General features: G+C 73.1%; 14 protein-coding genes. 9 read left to right on the top strand and 5 right to left on the bottom strand.

Annotation, left to right across the window (positions count from 1 at the left end; translation table 11 throughout):
- Positions 1-40: 40 nt before the first annotated feature.
- Complete coding sequence (glgA, locus tag ACIQU3_RS21970; protein WP_403735948.1) at positions 41-1,192, bottom strand: glycogen synthase; 1,152 nt, start codon at positions 1,190-1,192, stop codon at positions 41-43.
- A gap of 39 nt (positions 1,193-1,231) precedes the next feature.
- On the bottom strand, positions 1,232-1,969 hold the full coding sequence (locus ACIQU3_RS21965) for a (2Fe-2S)-binding protein (RefSeq protein WP_403735951.1): 738 nt from the start codon (positions 1,967-1,969) through the stop codon (positions 1,232-1,234).
- A gap of 228 nt (positions 1,970-2,197) precedes the next feature.
- Between ACIQU3_RS21965 and ACIQU3_RS21960 the strand changes: the two genes are divergently transcribed.
- Complete coding sequence (locus ACIQU3_RS21960) at positions 2,198-3,520, top strand: DMT family transporter (RefSeq protein ID WP_403735954.1); 1,323 nt, start codon at positions 2,198-2,200, stop codon at positions 3,518-3,520.
- On the opposite strand, the gene ACIQU3_RS21955 is transcribed toward ACIQU3_RS21960, so the two are convergent.
- On the bottom strand, positions 3,510-4,721 hold the full coding sequence (locus ACIQU3_RS21955; RefSeq protein WP_403735959.1) for a transglycosylase family protein: 1,212 nt from the start codon (positions 4,719-4,721) through the stop codon (positions 3,510-3,512). The genes ACIQU3_RS21960 and ACIQU3_RS21955 overlap by 11 nt on opposite strands.
- A gap of 349 nt (positions 4,722-5,070) precedes the next feature.
- Here ACIQU3_RS21955 and gndA point away from each other — a divergent pair, with 349 nt between their 5' ends.
- Entirely contained in the window at positions 5,071-6,510 is a 1,440-nt protein-coding gene (gndA, locus tag ACIQU3_RS21950; RefSeq protein WP_403927231.1) for an NADP-dependent phosphogluconate dehydrogenase, read from the top strand.
- Positions 6,511-7,170: 660 nt separating this feature from the next.
- Here the strand turns inward: gndA and ACIQU3_RS21945 are convergent.
- Both ACIQU3_RS21945 and panD read right to left on the bottom strand, forming a co-directional pair.
- On the bottom strand, positions 7,171-7,515 hold the full coding sequence (locus tag ACIQU3_RS21945) for a GNAT family N-acetyltransferase (RefSeq protein WP_403735965.1): 345 nt from the start codon (positions 7,513-7,515) through the stop codon (positions 7,171-7,173).
- 33 nt (positions 7,516-7,548) lie between these two features.
- Positions 7,549-7,968, bottom strand: coding sequence for an aspartate 1-decarboxylase (gene panD, locus ACIQU3_RS21940; RefSeq protein ID WP_403735968.1), 420 nt, complete (start codon positions 7,966-7,968; stop codon positions 7,549-7,551).
- 486 nt (positions 7,969-8,454) lie between these two features.
- Between panD and ACIQU3_RS21935 the strand changes: the two genes are divergently transcribed.
- The 7 genes from ACIQU3_RS21935 to ACIQU3_RS21905 are packed head-to-tail and all read left to right on the top strand — an operon-like array spanning position 8,455 to position 16,542.
- Positions 8,455-9,678 carry an ATP-grasp domain-containing protein gene (locus ACIQU3_RS21935; RefSeq protein ID WP_403735971.1) on the top strand — a complete coding sequence of 408 codons (1,224 nt, stop codon included), beginning with the start codon at positions 8,455-8,457 and terminating at the stop codon, positions 9,676-9,678.
- Positions 9,679-9,694: 16 nt separating this feature from the next.
- Positions 9,695-10,927: a lysine N(6)-hydroxylase/L-ornithine N(5)-oxygenase family protein gene (locus ACIQU3_RS21930; RefSeq protein ID WP_403927228.1), complete on the top strand. Its 1,233-nt coding sequence runs from the start codon at positions 9,695-9,697 to the stop codon at positions 10,925-10,927.
- Positions 10,924-11,301: a cupin domain-containing protein gene (locus tag ACIQU3_RS21925; RefSeq protein WP_403735977.1), complete on the top strand. Its 378-nt coding sequence runs from the start codon at positions 10,924-10,926 to the stop codon at positions 11,299-11,301. Before ACIQU3_RS21930 ends, ACIQU3_RS21925 begins: the two co-directional genes overlap by 4 nt.
- Positions 11,294-12,397, top strand: coding sequence for an NAD(P)/FAD-dependent oxidoreductase (locus tag ACIQU3_RS21920; RefSeq protein ID WP_403927225.1), 1,104 nt, complete (start codon positions 11,294-11,296; stop codon positions 12,395-12,397). The genes ACIQU3_RS21925 and ACIQU3_RS21920 overlap by 8 nt, the downstream gene beginning before the upstream one ends.
- The gene (locus ACIQU3_RS21915) at positions 12,394-14,025 is read left to right on the top strand and encodes a class I tRNA ligase family protein (protein WP_403735983.1); all 1,632 of its coding nucleotides are present in this window, start codon (positions 12,394-12,396) and stop codon (positions 14,023-14,025) included. The genes ACIQU3_RS21920 and ACIQU3_RS21915 overlap by 4 nt, the downstream gene beginning before the upstream one ends.
- Positions 14,022-15,269, top strand: a complete 1,248-nt coding sequence (locus ACIQU3_RS21910; protein ID WP_403735986.1) for an acetyl-CoA carboxylase biotin carboxylase subunit family protein — start codon at positions 14,022-14,024, stop codon at positions 15,267-15,269. The genes ACIQU3_RS21915 and ACIQU3_RS21910 overlap by 4 nt, the downstream gene beginning before the upstream one ends.
- Positions 15,262-16,542, top strand: coding sequence for an MFS transporter (locus ACIQU3_RS21905; protein WP_403927223.1), 1,281 nt, complete (start codon positions 15,262-15,264; stop codon positions 16,540-16,542). Before ACIQU3_RS21910 ends, ACIQU3_RS21905 begins: the two co-directional genes overlap by 8 nt.
- The last annotated feature ends 27 nt before the right edge of the window (positions 16,543-16,569 follow it).

Here is a 16,569-nt window from a genome sequence, read left to right as displayed (position 1 = left end):
TCACGCCGATTTCCCGATGCCTGCCCCTGAGCAGTACCCGCTAAGCCTGTTTGACGATCTCCTCGTAGAGCCGGACCGTGCGCCGGGCCACCGCGTCCCAGCCGAACTCGCCGACCGCGCGCTCCCGCCCGGCCTCGCCCATCCGCCGTGCGGCGCCCGGATCGCCCAGGACGGTGTCCATGGCCCGGGCCAGGCCCGCCTCGAACCCGTCGCCGGGTGGGACGAGCAGCCCGGTGGTGCCGTCGTCCACGACCTCGGGGATGCCGCCCACCGCCGAGGCCACCACCGGCGTGCCGCAGGCCATCGCCTCCAGGTTCACGATGCCGAGCGGCTCGTACACCGACGGGCAGACGAACAGGGCGGCGTGCGTGAGGAGCTGGATCACCTCCGGGCGGGGCAGCATCTTCGGGATCCAGAACACGCCGTCGCGGACCGTGCTGAGTTCCCCGAACAGCTCGCGGAACTCCTGGTCGATCTCCGGTGTGTCCGGCGCTCCGGCACACAGCACGACCTGTGCGGCCGGGTCGATGTCCCGCACCGCGCGCAGCAGGTGGGGCACGCCCTTCTGACGGGTGATGCGGCCGACGAACAGCACGTAGGGGCGGGTGCGGTCGAGGCCGATCCGCTCCAGGGCGTCCGTGCCGTGGTCGGGCCGGTACAGACTGGTGTCGATGCCGTTGTGCACGACGTGGACCCGCTCCGGGTCCAGCGCCGGGTAGCAGCCGAGGATGTCCTCGCGCATGGCGGAGGACACGGCGATCACCCCGTCGGCGGCCTCGATCGCGGTGCGTTCGGCCCAGCTGGACAGTTCGTAGCCGCCGCCGAGCTGCTCGGCCTTCCAGGGGCGCAGCGGCTCCAGGGAGTGGGCGGTCATCACGTGCGGGATGCCGTACAGGAGCTTGGCGAGGTGACCGCCGAGGTTGGCGTACCAGGTGTGGGAGTGGACCAGTTCGCGGCCCTGGAGGGCGGCCGTCATGGCGAGATCGACGGAGAACGTGCGCAGCGCGTCGTTGGCCCCGTCGAGCGCGGACCAGGGGCGGTGCCGCCGCACGCCGTCGGCGCGGCCCTCGCCCCAGCAGTGCACGTCCAGGTCGACGAGCGGTCTGAGCTCGCGGGCGAGGAACTCCACATGGACGCCTGCACCGCCGTACACGTCCGGCGGGTACTCCCGGGTCAGCAGTCCGACGCGCACCCGCAACTCCCTGCTCTCAGCGGCCGTTCCCCTTCATGGTCACCCAGATGGGGCGCGTGGGGAAGAGCGGGGAGGCCGTGTGAAGCAACAGTCGCCGCAGACGCCCCCGCCCGGCACCCGGTAGTAAAGGCAGCAGCTGCGGCGCCGGAAGGCGGTGCCCGTGAGGGTTCCGGCGCCGTCGAGCAGCGGGTGCGAGAGGAGCTGCGAGGTCAGGGAACGGGCGCGGGCTGCGACGTCCGTGCGGCCGTGCCGCAGGGCCCAGCGGTCCAGTTCCCGGGCGGCGCCGGCCAGCGCCGAGGCGGCGTTGCCGCGCAGCAGGCCGGGGGCGAGGCCGTGGTGGGCGCGCAGGGCCCTCGCCAGGGGGACGAGATGGCCGCGCAGGACGACGTCCGCGACTGTCGGCGCGTCGCCGGGAAGGGGCGTCACGTCCCTGAGCCACAGGTCGTCGGGGGCGCTGCCGTCGGCGTCCCAGTGCAGCAGCCGGGCGTCGAGGTCGGGGACGTGGCCGTACAGCGCGGCACAGCCGAGGCCGATCGACCAGAGCCGGGCCGCAAGGCCCTGGTGGGTCACGGACGCGGCGACCCGCGCCTCCGGGGCCCGCAGGGCGGTCGCGACCTTCCGGACGCGAAAAATCAAGGGATTTGCTGACATATCCGGTGACGCTGCGGCGTACGCCTGTGCGAGAGTGGGAAGAGACCCGCCCGGTGCTCCTCCCGTGCGCAGCACGAAGAAGCCGGCGAGCGGGCGGAGCGCGGTGAGGTCGGGGTCGAGGTCCACGAAGAGCAGTAGTACCAAGGCCCCTAAGGGACGTGCCCCGGTGGCCCCCGGCCGGTCTCCCCCACCTTGGGGATGACGGGGGTCCCCTCGTACTCCATCGGCAGTAGGACCCAATGAGTGCTCAGGGACGACGACGGGAACACCCGGACAGGGCAGGGTGTTGGTCATGAAAGCAGACCTTTCGCCGCGTCGGGCCGAGCGCCCCCGCCTCCCGCAGAGGAGCAGCCGATGAGCGCCCTCGCGTTGTCCGTTCTGCTGTCCGTCGTCTCCGCGTTCGCCTACGCGGGCGGGGCGATCGTGCAGGAGCGGGTCGCGGAGACCTCACCGGGCGAGCAGTACGCGCCGCTGCGCCGGCCGGGCTGGTGGGCGGCGGTCGCGCTGAACGGCCTCGGCGGGCTGCTGCACGTGGTGGCGCTGGCGTACGGTCCGCTGAGCCTGGTGCAGCCGCTCGGTGCGCTGACCATCGTGCTGGCGCTTCCCATGGCGGCGCTGTTCGTCGGCCGCAAGGCCGGCGCCACGGCCTGGCGGGGCGCGATCATGGCGACGGTCGGTCTCGCCGGTCTGCTGTCCCTGGTCGCCGCCGCCGACGCACGGTCCCTGGACACCACACAGCGGGTGGCCGTCGCCGTCGCCACGGCGGGCGTGGTCGTGGCTTTGATGATCGCCGCCCGGGCGGCGCACCGTCATCCGGCGGTCCGCAGCATGCTGCTGGCGACGGCCTCCGGTATCGCGTTCGGCATGTCGTCGGTGTTCACCAAGACCGTCGCGGTCGACTGGACCGGCGGTGTGTCGGCGGCGGACGTGCCCTCCCTCGCGGTGATCGGCGTCCTGGCCACGGCCGGCATGCTGCTGTCGCAGGCTTCCTACCGGGGCGCGGGCCTCGCGGCGCCGCTGGCCACGCTGACGGTCGTGAACCCGGTGGTGGCGGCCGCGGTCGGCATCACGATGTTCGGTGAAACCTTCCGCTACGGCACGACGGGGACGGCGCTCGCGCTGAGCTGCGGTGTGGTGGCGGCGGGCGGCCTGATCCTGCTGACGACGGAGCGCCTCACGCACGAGCAGCCGGCAGCCGTGCCCGGTTCCGCGAAGGAGTCGGACGAGGCGGATGTGCGCGAGCTGCCCGAGCCGGTGGGCGCTTTCCCGCTGAGCCCGGCCATGGTGTCGGAGCCGGTGGGTGTGGTGGCGGAGAGCCCGGTGACCCTGCCCGCACCGGCGGGCGGGCTCCCGCAGCGTCCGGACCGTGTGGCCGAACCGGCCGGGGCCGTGCGTGCCGGCGGACGGCCGCGCGGCGCGGACGCACCGGGGACGGGGGCAGCGGCGCTGCTCGCCCCCGTGCCGAGGTCGCCCGCCGCCGCGCGCGTGCCGGCATCGGCCGCGGTGCTCGTGCCGGAGCCGTCGGGGGCGCCGGGCGCGGATGCCGGCCACGGGAGCGGGGAGCCGTCGGCGGTTACCGCCGGCGACGAACGCCCGCTCCCCTACATCCCCTTCTACGACATCCCGTACGTCCCGCTCCCCACGGTCGACCGGCACCGCATACGCGTCAGATCGTGACGCCGCCGGCCCGCAGGTACGCCACCGGGTCGACGTCCGAGCCGAAACCGGGCCCCGTCCGCACCTCGAAGTGCAGATGCGGGCCCGAGCTGTTGCCGGTGGAACCGGAACGGCCGATGCGCTGGCCGGCGCTCACCGACTGCCCGTCCCGCACGGAGATCGCGGACAGGTGGGCGTACTGGCTGTAGCGGCCGTCGGTGTGCCGGACGACGACCTGATAGCCGAACGAGCCGCCCCACCCGGCGCTGACGACGCTGCCCGCCGCGACCGACTTGACCGACGTGCCCGTGGGCACGGGGAAGTCGATGCCGGTGTGATAGCCCTTCGACCAGGAGGAACCCGCCTTGCGGTAGGGCGTGCCGAGGGAGGCGCTCACAGGGGCGACGAGACCCTGCCGGGTGGCGGTGGACCGGCCGGCCCGCTCCTCGCTCTTGTCCCGGTTCCGCTCCTTCGGCCGCTCCCTGGCGCGGTCCTGGGCCGGCTTCTTCGTCGAGGGCTTGGCCGACGGCGCCGGCCTGTGCGCCGGGCGCGTCTTGGTGGCGCCCTCGCCGCGCAGCGCGAGGCGCTGGCCGGGCACGATCAGATCGGGGTCGGAGCCTATGGCCGACCGGTTGACGGCGTACAGGCCCCGCCAGCCGCCCCGGACGTCCTGGTCGTCCGCGATGCCGGAGAGGGTGTCGCCGCGGACCACGGTGTACATCTCGGCGTTGCCCGCCCGGGACTGCGGAGTGGACTGCGGCCGTACCTCCTCGATGGAGGTCTTCTTCTTCGCGTCCCCCTGCTTCGTGCGCTCGGTGGCGGGCCGGATGCCGGGCTCGCCGCCGCCCCGGGTCAGTCCCGCCCGTACGGAACACACCGGCCAGGCGCCCGGGCCCTGCCCGTCGAGCACCTTCTCCGCGACGGCGATCTGCTGGTCCTTGCTCGCCAGGTCGGCGCGCGCCGCGTAGGCCCGCCCGCCGTAGGCCTCCCAGGTGGACTGGGTGAACTGCAGTCCGCCGTAGAAGCCGTTGCCGCTGTTGATGCTCCAGTTGCTGGTCGACTCGCAGGCGGCGACCTTGTTCCAGGTGTCCATGTCCGCCGCCTGGGCGGCGCCGGTGCTCATGAACGGCAGTGCCATGCCCGCCCCGCCCGCCGTGACGGTGAGTGAGGCGCGGTTGATCCTGTTCGGCTGATACCGGCGATGCCGGCCGCGTACGGCCATCGATAGCCCCCCTAGACATGCGTCAGGAGGGGCAAAAGTAAGCGCTGCGAACCGGCCAGAACAAGACGCCTATCGGCCGCCCGGGAGCCCAAATGGCCGGTATGAGGCCCCTGTTGCGCGACGTGCGCCCCGGCGGTGCACCGTGTACGGCACCCGGTGCGCGGGTGCGGCGTGCGCGGGGACGCGTGCATCGGCTGAGTGCGGCGGCGCTCTCGTCCGTATCAGCCTGCGCGACGTCGTGCGACCCGCGCGTGCGGACGAAGTAGCGGCACGTCAGGATGGTCGACGGGGGCATGCCGGTGGGGCCCCACCGGCAGCACCGATACCGAGGTCTTTAGGAGCGAACCGAATGAGCAGTACAGCGCAGATCGGCGTCACGGGTCTCGCGGTCATGGGCCGCAACCTCGCCCGCAACTTCGCCCGCAACGGCTACACGGTCGCGGTGCACAACCGGACGCCTGCGCGCATGCACGCCCTGGTGGACGAGTTCGGCGGCGAGGGGGAGTTCGTCGCGTGCGAGAGCGCGAAGGATTTCGTCGCGGCGCTGGAGCGGCCGCGGCGTCTGGTCGTGATGGTCAAGGCCGGTGAGCCGACCGACGCGGTGATCCAGGAGTTCGCGCCGCTGCTGGAGCCCGGCGACATGATCATCGACGGTGGCAACGCGCACTTCGCCGACACCCGGCGCCGGGAGCGCGACCTGCGCGAACAGGGCATCCACTTCGTCGGCATGGGCGTCTCCGGCGGCGAGGAGGGCGCGCTGAACGGCCCGAGCATCATGCCGGGCGGCCCGAAGGAGTCCTACGACTCGCTCGGCCCGATGCTGGAGAAGATCTCGGCCAAGGCCGCCGACGGCTCGCCGTGCGTCTCCCACGTCGGTCCGGACGGCGCCGGGCACTTCGTGAAGATGGTGCACAACGGCATCGAGTACGCGGACATGCAGCTCATCGGCGAGGCGTACCAGCTGCTGCGGGACGTCGCCGGGTACTCCCCCGCCGAGATCGCGGAGATCTTCCGGACCTGGAACCGGGGCCGTCTCGACTCCTACCTGATCGAGATCACGGCCGAGGTGCTGTCGCACGTGGACGCGGAGACGGGCAAGCCGTTCGTGGACGTGGTGGTCGACCAGGCGGAGCAGAAGGGCACCGGCCGCTGGACCGTGCAGATCGCGCTGGACCTGGGCGTGCCGGTCTCCGGTATCGCCGAGGCGGTCTTCGCGCGCTCCCTGTCGGGCCACGCCGCGCTGCGGGAGGCCTCGCGGGGGCTTGCCGGGCCGAAGGCGCAGCCGCTGAGCGAGGCGGAGGCCCGGGCCTTCGCGGACCGGGTGGAGCAGGCGCTGTACGCGTCGAAGATCGTGTCGTACACGCAGGGCTTCCACGAGATCGACGCGGCGCGCGACGAGTACGGCTGGGACATCGACCTCGGTGCGGTGTCGGCGCTGTGGCGGGGCGGCTGCATCATCCGTGCGGCGTTCCTGGACCGGATCCGGGCCGCCTACGACGCCCGGCCGGACCTGCCGAGCCTGCTGTCGGACGCGACGTTCGCGCAGGAGATCGCGGACGCCCAGGACGACTGGCGCGAGGTGCTGGTCGCCGCGACCCGCCAGGGTGTGCCGACGCCCGGTTTCGCCGCGGCCCTCGCCTACTACGACGCGCTGCGCGCGGAGCGGCTGCCGGCGGCGCTGACACAGGGGCAGCGGGACTACTTCGGTGCGCACACGTACCGGAGGGTGGACCGTGACGGCTCGTTCCACACGCTGTGGGGCGGAGACCGGTCGGAGACCTCCGCGTAGGCCGTGCCGCTGCGCTGATACAGCTGTGCGGGGCGGTGGACGGCAGGCGATGCCGTCCACCGCCCCGCTCGTGTTGGGGGTCGGGTGGCGAGGTCAGGACAGGGGTGGCCCGGGCTCCGGGCTCGGTACCGGTTCAGGTCCCGGGGGGATCGGAGAGGGGTCGGGGCCCGGCACGGGGCCGGGGCCCGGGGGCGCCGGCGGGGTGGGCGCGGGCGGCGGCGGGGTCGGCTCCGGGCCCGGCGGGGGCTGCGGGTTCGGCACCGGGTCGGGGTGCGGATCCGGGTGCTGGGGATCCGGGCCGGGCGTGGGCGCCGGCGGCACGGGATCGGGAATCGGGTTCGTCATCAGGTCCTCCAGCCAGTAGGACGACTCCGGCTCTGGACTCCTCCCCGCCTACCCGGCCACCCGCGTCCGCAGTCACTCCCCCGCAGGATGAAGAGGGGACCAGGTGGGGTAGCGAGGGCGGGCGGGGCCGTGCGGCAGGCGTTGCGCCGGAGAGGGTCGGGCCGGGGTCGTACGTCGGAGAGGGGCGGGGCGCGGGGCACCCGGTCGCGAGAGGGCCCCGGCCCGGGACACGCGGTCGCGAGGGACACGCCTGGGGCGGCGCGGCCACGGCGGGGGCCGCCCGGGGCACGCAGTCGCAAGAGGGACCGACCCGGGTCAGAAGCGCCCTGGGTGGGCCCTCAGCCACTCCTTTGCCGCCACGAGCAGGGCCTGATCGGCGGGCGCCGCCTCGTCGGGGTGGCGTTCGATCCACTTGGTGACGTACGGGCAGAGCGAGGCGACCGCGCTGTGCTCGCGGCCGGCGAGGGCGAACAGCTCACGCGCGAGCGAACCGGCGATGCCCTTGCCCTCCTGGGCCGGCTCGACGACCGTGTGGACGGGCACCAGCGCACGCTTGGGGCTTTCGAGCACGAAGTACTCGATGCGGCCCACGACTTCACCGCCGGACACGGCCTCCAGCCGGCCTGCCGCCCGGTCGTCGCGGATCTCCGGGTCGCTCATGGACACGCTCCTCCTGTGCTGCGGATGGCTCCGTCAGGCCTCGACGGCCTGCGGACTGCGCTGCTGGTCCGAGCCCGGAACCGGCTCGGACGGGTCGGCACCCAGGGCCACGATCCGGTTGTCGTGGTCGACGTGCACGACCCGGGGGGCGAGTGCCCGCGCCTCGGCGTCCGTCACCTGGGCGTAGCTGATGATGATCACGAGATCGCCGGGGTGGACGAGATGGGCGGCGGCCCCGTTGATCCCGATCACGCCGGATCCGCGTCGGCCCTCGATGACGTACGTCTCCAGGCGGGCGCCGTTGGTGATGTCGACGATGTGCACGAGCTCGCCGGGCAGCAGATCGGCGGCGTCCAGCAGGTCGGCGTCGATGGTCACGGAACCCACGTAGTGCAGGTCGGCCTGGGTGACGGTGGCTCGATGGATCTTGGACTTGAACATGGTGCGCAGCATGTTGAACTCCTGAAAGACGGCTCCCTGCCAGCTTTCTGCAGGTCAAGGGCGGTCGTCACTCTACAACTGGCACGCGCTCGGCTGGAGGACTGTGAGGAACATCGCTTCGCTCGCCGGCGAGAAGGGTCCCTGCCGCGTTCCCGTGCGGGACAGGCTGCCGGGACGTCACCGGCCGGGGGCCTCGTCGGGCACCCGCCGCCGGCCCGGGGTGACGCGCAGCGCAACGTCTTCCTCCACGAAGGTGTTCGGCCAGGTGTTCGGCCGCTTCCGGGAGACGAACAGGCGGTAATGGGGCCCCTGTTCCGGAAAATGTGCGGCTCGGCTTCGCTCTCGCAGACAATCTTGCGGTGATCCATTGACCGGGACCAAGGCGCCCCGATAGAAAGATCGCGACCAGGATCGCGATCGTGAGTCCGGTCCTCACAGCTCAGCCCGGGGGATTTCGCTTTGCCGCACACAGATGCACTTCGTCCTGCCCGCGTCCTCGTGGTCGAACCCGCCTCCTCCGGAGGCGCCACCCTGATCGGCGTCGCGGCCGAGATGGGACTGCGGGTCGTCGTCGCCACCGCCGACTCCGGCGACCGCCGGCTCTCCGACGCCGTGCGCGCGGCGTCCGACTCGGTGCTGACGGTGGAGACCAACGACCAGGCAGCCCTCGAAGCGGCCGTGCTCGAACTGCACCGCGCCGAGCCGTTCGAGGCGGTGCTGCCGGGCTCCGACATCTACGTGACGGCGACCGCGCGCGTCGCCGCGGCACTGAACCTGCCCGGCCTGCCCGTGACCACCGTCGACCGGGTCCGGGACAAGAGCGTCATGCGGGCCGCCGTGGCGGAGGCCGGGCTGCGCACCCCGCGCTTCGCCCAGGCGACCACCGACGCCGAACTGCGCGCCGCGGCCGAACAGGTCGGCTTCCCCTGCGTCCTGAAGCCGGTCGCCTGCTCCGGCAGCATCCACGTCAGCCGCGCCGACGACCTCGACCAGCTCACCGCCGCGTTCCAGCGGCTCGTGACCGACCCGGAGCCCGACATGGGCAAGCTGCACGAGCACCGGGTGCTCGTCGAAGAGTACGTCCAGGGACCCGAGTTCAGTGCGGACGGTTACGTCCTGGAGAGCGGCGAGGTCACCGTCGTCGCCCTCAGCCGCACGCTGCTCGGCCCCGAGCCCGACTTCGTGGAGCTGGGCCACCTCACCCCCGCGCTCGTCGACGACGCCACCCTGAAGAACGTCGAGGCTTACGTCGGCGACGTGGTCCGCGCCGTCGGCATCACCAGCGGCCCCTTCCACTGCGAACTGCGCCTGGCCGCCGACGGTCCGGTGCTCATCGAGATCGGCGCCCGGCTGCCGGGCGACCGGATCGTGGAGTTGCTGCGGCTCGTGACGGGCGTCAGCCTGCCCAGGGTGGCCGTCGCCATCGCGCTCGGCGTGGGCCTGGAGGCGGCCGGCGCCTTCGCACGGCCGCAGGCCGAGAGCGCCGGAATCCGCTTCTTCTCCGCCGCGGGCCGTTCCTCGTACGGGGAACTCACCGGGTGGGCGGAGCTGGAGGCACTGCCAGAAGTCACCGAGACCGCCGTGTACTTCGCACCGGGCGAGAGCATCCCGGGCGTCGAGGACTGCCGCTCGCGCCTCGGCCACGCCCTGTTCACCGCCGACTCGCCGCAGGAGGCCCTGGACCGCTGGCAGGCGCTCGGCGACCTCGTCGTCCCGGCCTGAACCGGCGGTTGCCACCATGAACGCACCCATACTCGACTACGCGGCCGTCGGCATCGGCCCCGCGAACATGAGCCTCGCAGCCCTCGCGCATCCGGTCGAAGGGCTGCGCGGCGCCCACCTGGAACGCCGTGAGAGCTTCTCCTGGCACCCCGGACTGCTGCTGCCCGAGGCCACTCTCCAGGTCTCGCTGCTCAAGGACCTGGTGACGCTGGTCGATCCGACCAGCCCCTTCTCGTTCCTGTCGTTCCTCGCGAGTGAGGGCCGGCTCTACCGGTTCCTGGCCGCGGACTTCCCGGCGGTCCTGCGCGCCGAGTTCAACCAGTACCTCCAGTGGGTCGCCGGGCGGCTGCCGAGCCTGACGTTCGGTGCGGACGTGCAGAGCGTGGACTTCCACGGCGGTGCCTTCCACCTCCGCACCAGAGAGCGTGAAGTGACGGCACGTCACCTCGTACTCGGCACCGGGCTCGCCCCGTTCGTCCCCGAGCCGTTCCGTCCCTTCCTCGGCCCCACCGTCTTCCACTCCGGGGAGTTCCTGCTGCGGGCCCCGGAGGTGACCGGACGGCGGGTCGTCGTGGTCGGAGGCGGCCAGAGCGGCGCGGAGATCGTGCGCCATCTGGCGGCCGGCGCGGCACCCGAGAGCATCACCTGGGTGAGCCGGCGCCCGTCGTTCCTGCCGATGGACGACTCGCCGTTCGCCAACGACCTCTACACGCCCGACTACGTACGCCGCTTCCACGCGCTGCCCGCCGACCACAAGGTCCGGCTCCTGGAGCAGCAGAGGTACACCAGCGACGGCATCGACCTCCAAGTCCTCCAGGACATCTACCGGTTGAGCTACCGCGACGAGTTCATCGAGGACAACCCCGGCAGGCTGCGCTTCCTGGCGGACTGCGCGGTCACCGCGATCGAGGGCGGCCCTGACGAGTACAAGCTCGCCGTCGAGTCCTCGGGCCCGGGCGACGCACCCGCTGTCCTCGCCGCCGACATCGTGATCCTGAGCACCGGATACGCCTACACGCTGCCGGACTTCATGGCTCCGCTGGATGCTCGGCTGCGGCGGGACAGCCGGATGCTCGTCGTCGGCGACGACTTCTCGGTCGCGTGGGACGGGCCCGCGGAGAACCGGATCTACCTCCAGAACGGCGCCCGGCACTCCTGGGGCGTCGCCGATCCCAACCTCAGCCTGCTCGCCTGGCGCAGCGCGGTCATCCTCAACAGCGTGCTGGGTGAAACGAGGTACCCGGTATGACCACTCGTCAGGTCTCGCAGTTCCAGGCCGAGGCGGTCGGCCCCCTGGTCCCCTTCGGTCCGACCGAGGTGGAACCCGACGGAGTGACCGTCGCCGAGGCGGACTTCGCCCGTTCGGTCTTCCCCCGCGTGCCGTTCGAGGCGGCCCGCTTCACCGTGCCACCGGGCGGGACCAGCTCGCCCGACCAGCACGAGGTGCAGGAGATCTGGGTGGTCCAGGCCGGATCCGGCACGCTGGAGGTGGACGGCGAGCGGTCGCTCGTCGGACCCGGCTCCCTGGTGGGCTTCGCCTCGCAGAACGTCCATGAGATCTTCGCCGACCAGGGCGAGGAGCTGGTCATCTACTCCTTCTGGTGGCCGGCGACCGATGAGTGAGCGCACCACCGGGGCCGGTGAGGCGCCCGACTACGACCTCGCGGTCGTCGGCGCGGGCATGGTGGGCGTCCTCACCGCGTACTACGCCGCGCGCCGGGACCCGGGCCGCCGCGTCGCCGTGATCACGCACGCCGGACGGGGGGTGGGCGCGACCCGTTACTCGGCCGGGTTCGACACGCCCACGGGGCACAACCCGGCCCAGCGCGCCCTGGCCGCCCGCAGCACCGCGCTCTTCGAGGAGCTCGCGGCCAAACTCGGCGACGCCGGACGCGTGCCGGTCGACGTCCGCTGGCTGGTGACGCGCGCGAACACGGCCGCCCTCGACGCGACCATGGCCGACGGCGGCAGCACCCGCCCGGTCACCGGAGAACAACGGGCCCTGCTCGACCGGACGTTCCCCGGGCTCGCCCACCATGACTACCAAATCCTTCTGGCTACCGACTCCATGACGGCCGGTCAGCCCCAGTGGCTCGCCGACCGGCTTCTCGATGAGGTCCTCGGCCGCCCGGACAACACCCTCCTGGAGGGCTTCCGGGTCACCGAAGTACGCCGTACGGGCGGCCGCGTCGAACTGGTCGCCGCCGACGGCAGCCGGATCACCGCCGCCAAGACGGTCCTCGCGCCGGGCCCCTGGGTCCTCGACGGCCCGGTCGCGGCGGCGGCCCGCGAGCGCGGGGCCCGGGTCAAGAAGGTGGTGGCGTTCCACATCATGACGCCGCCCCCGCCGGGCGCCCCGGCACTGATCCTGGAGGACGCCGACGCCTTCCTGCTGCCCCACCGCCCCGGCGGCCACTGGATCTTCAGCATCACCTCGCCCGACTGGGACCGCGGCCCCGACGAGCCGCTCGCCATCGACGCCCGCGACCGGGAACTCGCCCGGGCCCTGCTCGCCCGGCACGTCCCGGGATTCCTGCCCCACCTGCTCGGCGGCCGCGTATTCAGCGACTGCTTCACCCCCGGCCATCTGCCGGTCGTGGACACCGTCGGCGGCGACGACGTGGTCATGGCCGTCGGCGGCTCCGGCTCCGGCTACCGACTCGCCCCGGCCATGGCCGAGGACGCCTTGAACCTGCTCGACGGGAGCGCGCGAACATGAGCCTGCTGACCGGGGACCCGCACACCCCCCGGCACTACCTCCTGGTGCCGCCCGAGGCCACGCCCAACGGCCCCCTGCACCTCGGCCACATCGGCGGCCCCTTCCTGTGGTCGGACATGATCGCGCGGCATCTGCGGGTCCGCGGCGACCTGCCGCTGGTGATCACCGGCAGCGATGTGTACGAGTCGTACGTGGCGCTCAGGGCGCACGCCGAGGACTCCACGCCCGGCGAGGTAGCCGCGCGCTACGGACAGCGCATCCAGGACGACCTGGCGGCCATGCGCATCGGCATCGACGCGTTCATCGTCCCCGACCGGCAGCCCTGGCGAGAGCAGTTCGAGCAGGAGGTCGCCGCCTCGATCGAGCGGCTGACGGCCCGGGGCGCGGTGCTGACGCGCACCGAGCGCGTGCCGCACTGCGCGGCGTCGGACCGCTGGGTGGTGGGCGGCTGGCTCCAGGGCCGCTGCCCCGAGTGCGGGGCGGGCATCGCCAGTTACTTCTGTGAGGAGTGCAGTGCGCACTTCCTGCCCGAGTCGGTCGTCGATCCGTGCCCCCTGCTCGATGAGGGGCCGCTGACCTGGCGGGAGATCTCCAGCCTCTTCCTGCGGCTGCCGGACCGCGACCTGCTGGACGCCACGCTCGTGGACCTGGGCGTCGCCGACCGCTACCGGGCGACCGTGGCGCGGTTCCTGGAGCGCGACGGCCTGACCGTACGGCTGAGCGCCCCGCAGACGTGGGGACTTCCGCTGCCCGCGGCCGAGCCGGACGTGCCGCGCGCCCTCTTCCCCTACGCCGGGATCTTCATGTTCGCCCGCCTCGCCGGCGCCGTCCACGGCCGGCTCTCCGGCACCGGGGTGAACGCCTTCGACCCGGACTCCGGAGTCACCACCATCACCACCCTGGGGATCGACAACGTGATCCCCACCCTGGTGTCCATCGTCGGCACCAGCCTGCTGCACGGCGACATGAAGCCGTACGACCGGTGCCTGATCAACAACTTCTACCGGCTGGCCGGGCGGAAGTTCTCCACCAGCGCCCGGCACGCCATCTGGGCGGCGGACATCGCCGCGTCGCCCGCCATCGGCGTGGACACCGTCCGGCACCACCTCGCCGGGGCCGACCTGGAGTCCGAGGCGGCGAGTTTCGAGACGGCGGACTTCCTCCGGACCGCGAACGCCACGCTCGCCGACGGCCTGGGCAAGCAGATCGACGCCGCCTGGAGCCGGCTCCCCGGGGGGCCACCGCAGGCACCCGCTCCCGCCGTCGTCGCCCTCCTGGAATCCCTGCTCGCCGAGCAGTCCGCTGCGCTCGACGGCGCCCGTGTCTCGACCCGGCGTGCGGTCGCGGCGCTCGACCGCTGGTGCGCCGACGACGCGGTCGCCCACGCGGCCGAGGACGGCGCGTACTGGTGGCTCAAGGGCCTGTCCCTGCTGGCGTTCCCGGTGATGCCGGACCTCTCCGAGCTCGTCTGGCAGGGCCTCGGCGGAGCCGGAGAGCCCCGCGTGGCGGCCTTCCTCGCCAGGACCCCGGCCCACCGGGACCGGCCCGCGCCCGGCTTCGGCCGGGTGAGCGCCGCCGATCTGGACGCCTGCCTGCCCGACACCCTGCGACCGGGAGCGGACGCGTGACCGACCGGACCACTCCCCTGTACGTCGTCCTCAACCGCTCCGGCGACGAGTTCGGCGAATACCACCGTTTCCTCGACGGCCACCCCTGCCGGACGGTGTACCTCACCACGCCCGGCGGGCTGCCCGCGCTCGACCGGGACGGGGCGACCGAGGTCCATGTGCGCGACAGCCTCGCCCACGACGACCTGCTGCCCCTCGTACGGGAGATCGCGGACCGGCACGGCACGCCCGAGGCCGTCTTCGGCCAGTCCGAGTACGACATCCTGACGGCCGCCCGGCTCTCGGCCGCACTCGGCGTCCCCGGCGGCTACGGTCTCGACCTCGTCGAGCGGTTCAAGGACAAGCCCGCCATGAAGAGCGCAGTGGGCGCGGCAGGGCTGCGGGTCCCCCGGTTCCTGCGCCTCGAGGACGCACCCTCGGCGGAGGCGGTCGTCGACGCCCTCGGCGGTCTGCCCCTGGTCCTCAAGCCGCGCGCCGAGGCGGGCTCCCAGGGAGTCACGGTCGTCCGCAGCACCGACGAACTGCGCGACGCGCTCGTGGGCGTGGACCCCGAGGCGTACGAGTGCGAGGAGTACGTCGAGGGGGACATCTTCCACGTCGACGGTGTCCGCCGCTCCGGCCGCCTCCACTTCGTCACCGCCTCCCAGTACGTCCACACCTGCCTGGACTACGCACACGGCCGCCCGCTCGGCTCGGTGCTGCTCGACCCGGGCCCCGAGCGCGACGAGCTCACCACGTTCGCCGACCGCTGTCTGCGGGCGCTCGGGCTGCGCGACGGCGCGTTCCACCTGGAGGTGATCCGGAACCCGGGGGGCGAGCTGGTGTTCCTGGAGGTCGGGCTGCGGCCGGGCGGCGCGCAGGTGCCGTTCCTGCATGTCGACCTCTTCGGCATCGACCTGTTCGCCGAGGCGTTCCGGGCTGCCCTGGGCCTGCCCCCGCTGTGGCAGCCGTCCGAACCGGTCGGGCCCCGGGCCGGCGGCTGGCTCATCTACCCCGCTCCGCGCGAGCTGCCCGGACGGGTCGTCGCGCGCACCTCGCCCGGGTCGGCCGTTCCCGAGGTCTACCACGAGGAACTGCCCGCGATCGGCCAGGTCATGACCGGGCCCGGCAGCTATGACGAAGGCTGCGGGATCTTCCGGTTCCGGGGGCGGAGTGCCGCCGGGGTGCGCGCCGCGGTGCACACCGTGATGGAGGTGTACGGGCTGCGGACCGAGCGGGCCGAGGGAGCTGAGCCGCGTGGCTGAGGCACGCCGGTACGGCGCCGTGCTGCGCGCGTGGTTCCGGGAGACCCTTCCGGCCGCCGGGAACGCGCGCAGACTCGGCGTCCTCACGCTCATCCAGTCCCTGGGGCTCGGGGTGTTCCTCACCGCCAGCGCCGTGTTCTTCACCCGGACCGTCGGCATCCCCGCCCAGCGCGTGGGCCTCGCCCTGTCGGTCGCCGGGCTCTGCGGTCTGCTCTGCACGGTGCCCATCGGCCGGCTCGCTGACCGGCTCGGCGCGGGCCGGGTGCTCACCGTCAACTTCCTGCTCGCGGCCGTCGGCTTCACCGCGTACTGCCTGGTGGACGGCTTCGCCGCGTTCCTCGCGGTCGCCTGTGCCATCGCGGTCCTGGAGACCTCGGCGGGCGCGCTGCAGGCGTCGCTCACGGACGCGCTGGTGGGCGAGGCGGAGCGGGTCAGGGTGAGCGCTCAGATGCGCAGCCTGTTCAATCTGGGCTTCCTCGGCGGCGCGGCGCTGGCCGGAGCCGCCATCGCGGCCGGCACTTCGACCGCCCTGTACGCCACGGTCCTCGCCAACGCCGCCCTCCAGTTGGTCTCCGTCGCCGTGCTGCTCGGGATGCGGCTGCCCGCGGGCGCCGGGGCCGGGACCACCGCCGCCGAGGCGCCGGGCGGGGTGCTGCGCAGCGCCGCGCTGCGGGACGTGCGCTATGTGGCGGTCGCGCTGGTGTGCGGCGCTCTGGAGCTGTACCACCCGCTGCTGACGGTCGGTCTGCCGCTGTGGATCGTCACCAGCACCGACGCGCCCGCGCTTCTGGTGTCGGGACTGCTGATCCTCGACACCGTCCTGGTGCTGTTGTTCCAGGTCGCGGTCAGCAAGGGCGCGCGTACCCCGGCCGGAGCGGCGCGTATGCTGCGCTGGGCGGGGTGGGCGCTGGGGGCGTCCTGCCTGGTCTTCGCGATGAGCGGAGGGCACGGCGCGCTCCTGGACAGCGCGGTCCTGCTGGGCGGCGCGCTGGTGCTCGTCCTCGGCGAGCTCTACCAGGCGTCGGCGAGCTGGGGCCTGTCCTTCGGGCTCGCCCCGGCGGGCCGGCAGGGGGAATACCAGGCGGTGTTCTCCCTGGGGCGCGGGCTCCAGCAGTTCGCCGGGCCGTGGCTGATGACCTCCCTGGTCGTCGGCGCGGCGGCGACCGGCTGGCTGGCCCTCGGGGCGCTCTTCGCCCTGCTCGGGCTCGCCGCGCCGCCGTTGGTGCGCGGTCTGGAGAAGGCCCGCGCGCGGACGGAGCCCACGCCGGCCTGAGCGGACCGGCCGGCGCCCGTCCGGATC

The organism is Streptomyces sp. NPDC101110, assembly GCF_044759525.1.
In the GTDB taxonomy this organism is placed as follows: domain Bacteria; phylum Actinomycetota; class Actinomycetes; order Streptomycetales; family Streptomycetaceae; genus Streptomyces.
The sequence above is the reverse complement of the archived record's forward strand: the minus strand, read 5'-3'. Positions and strand labels throughout refer to the sequence as shown.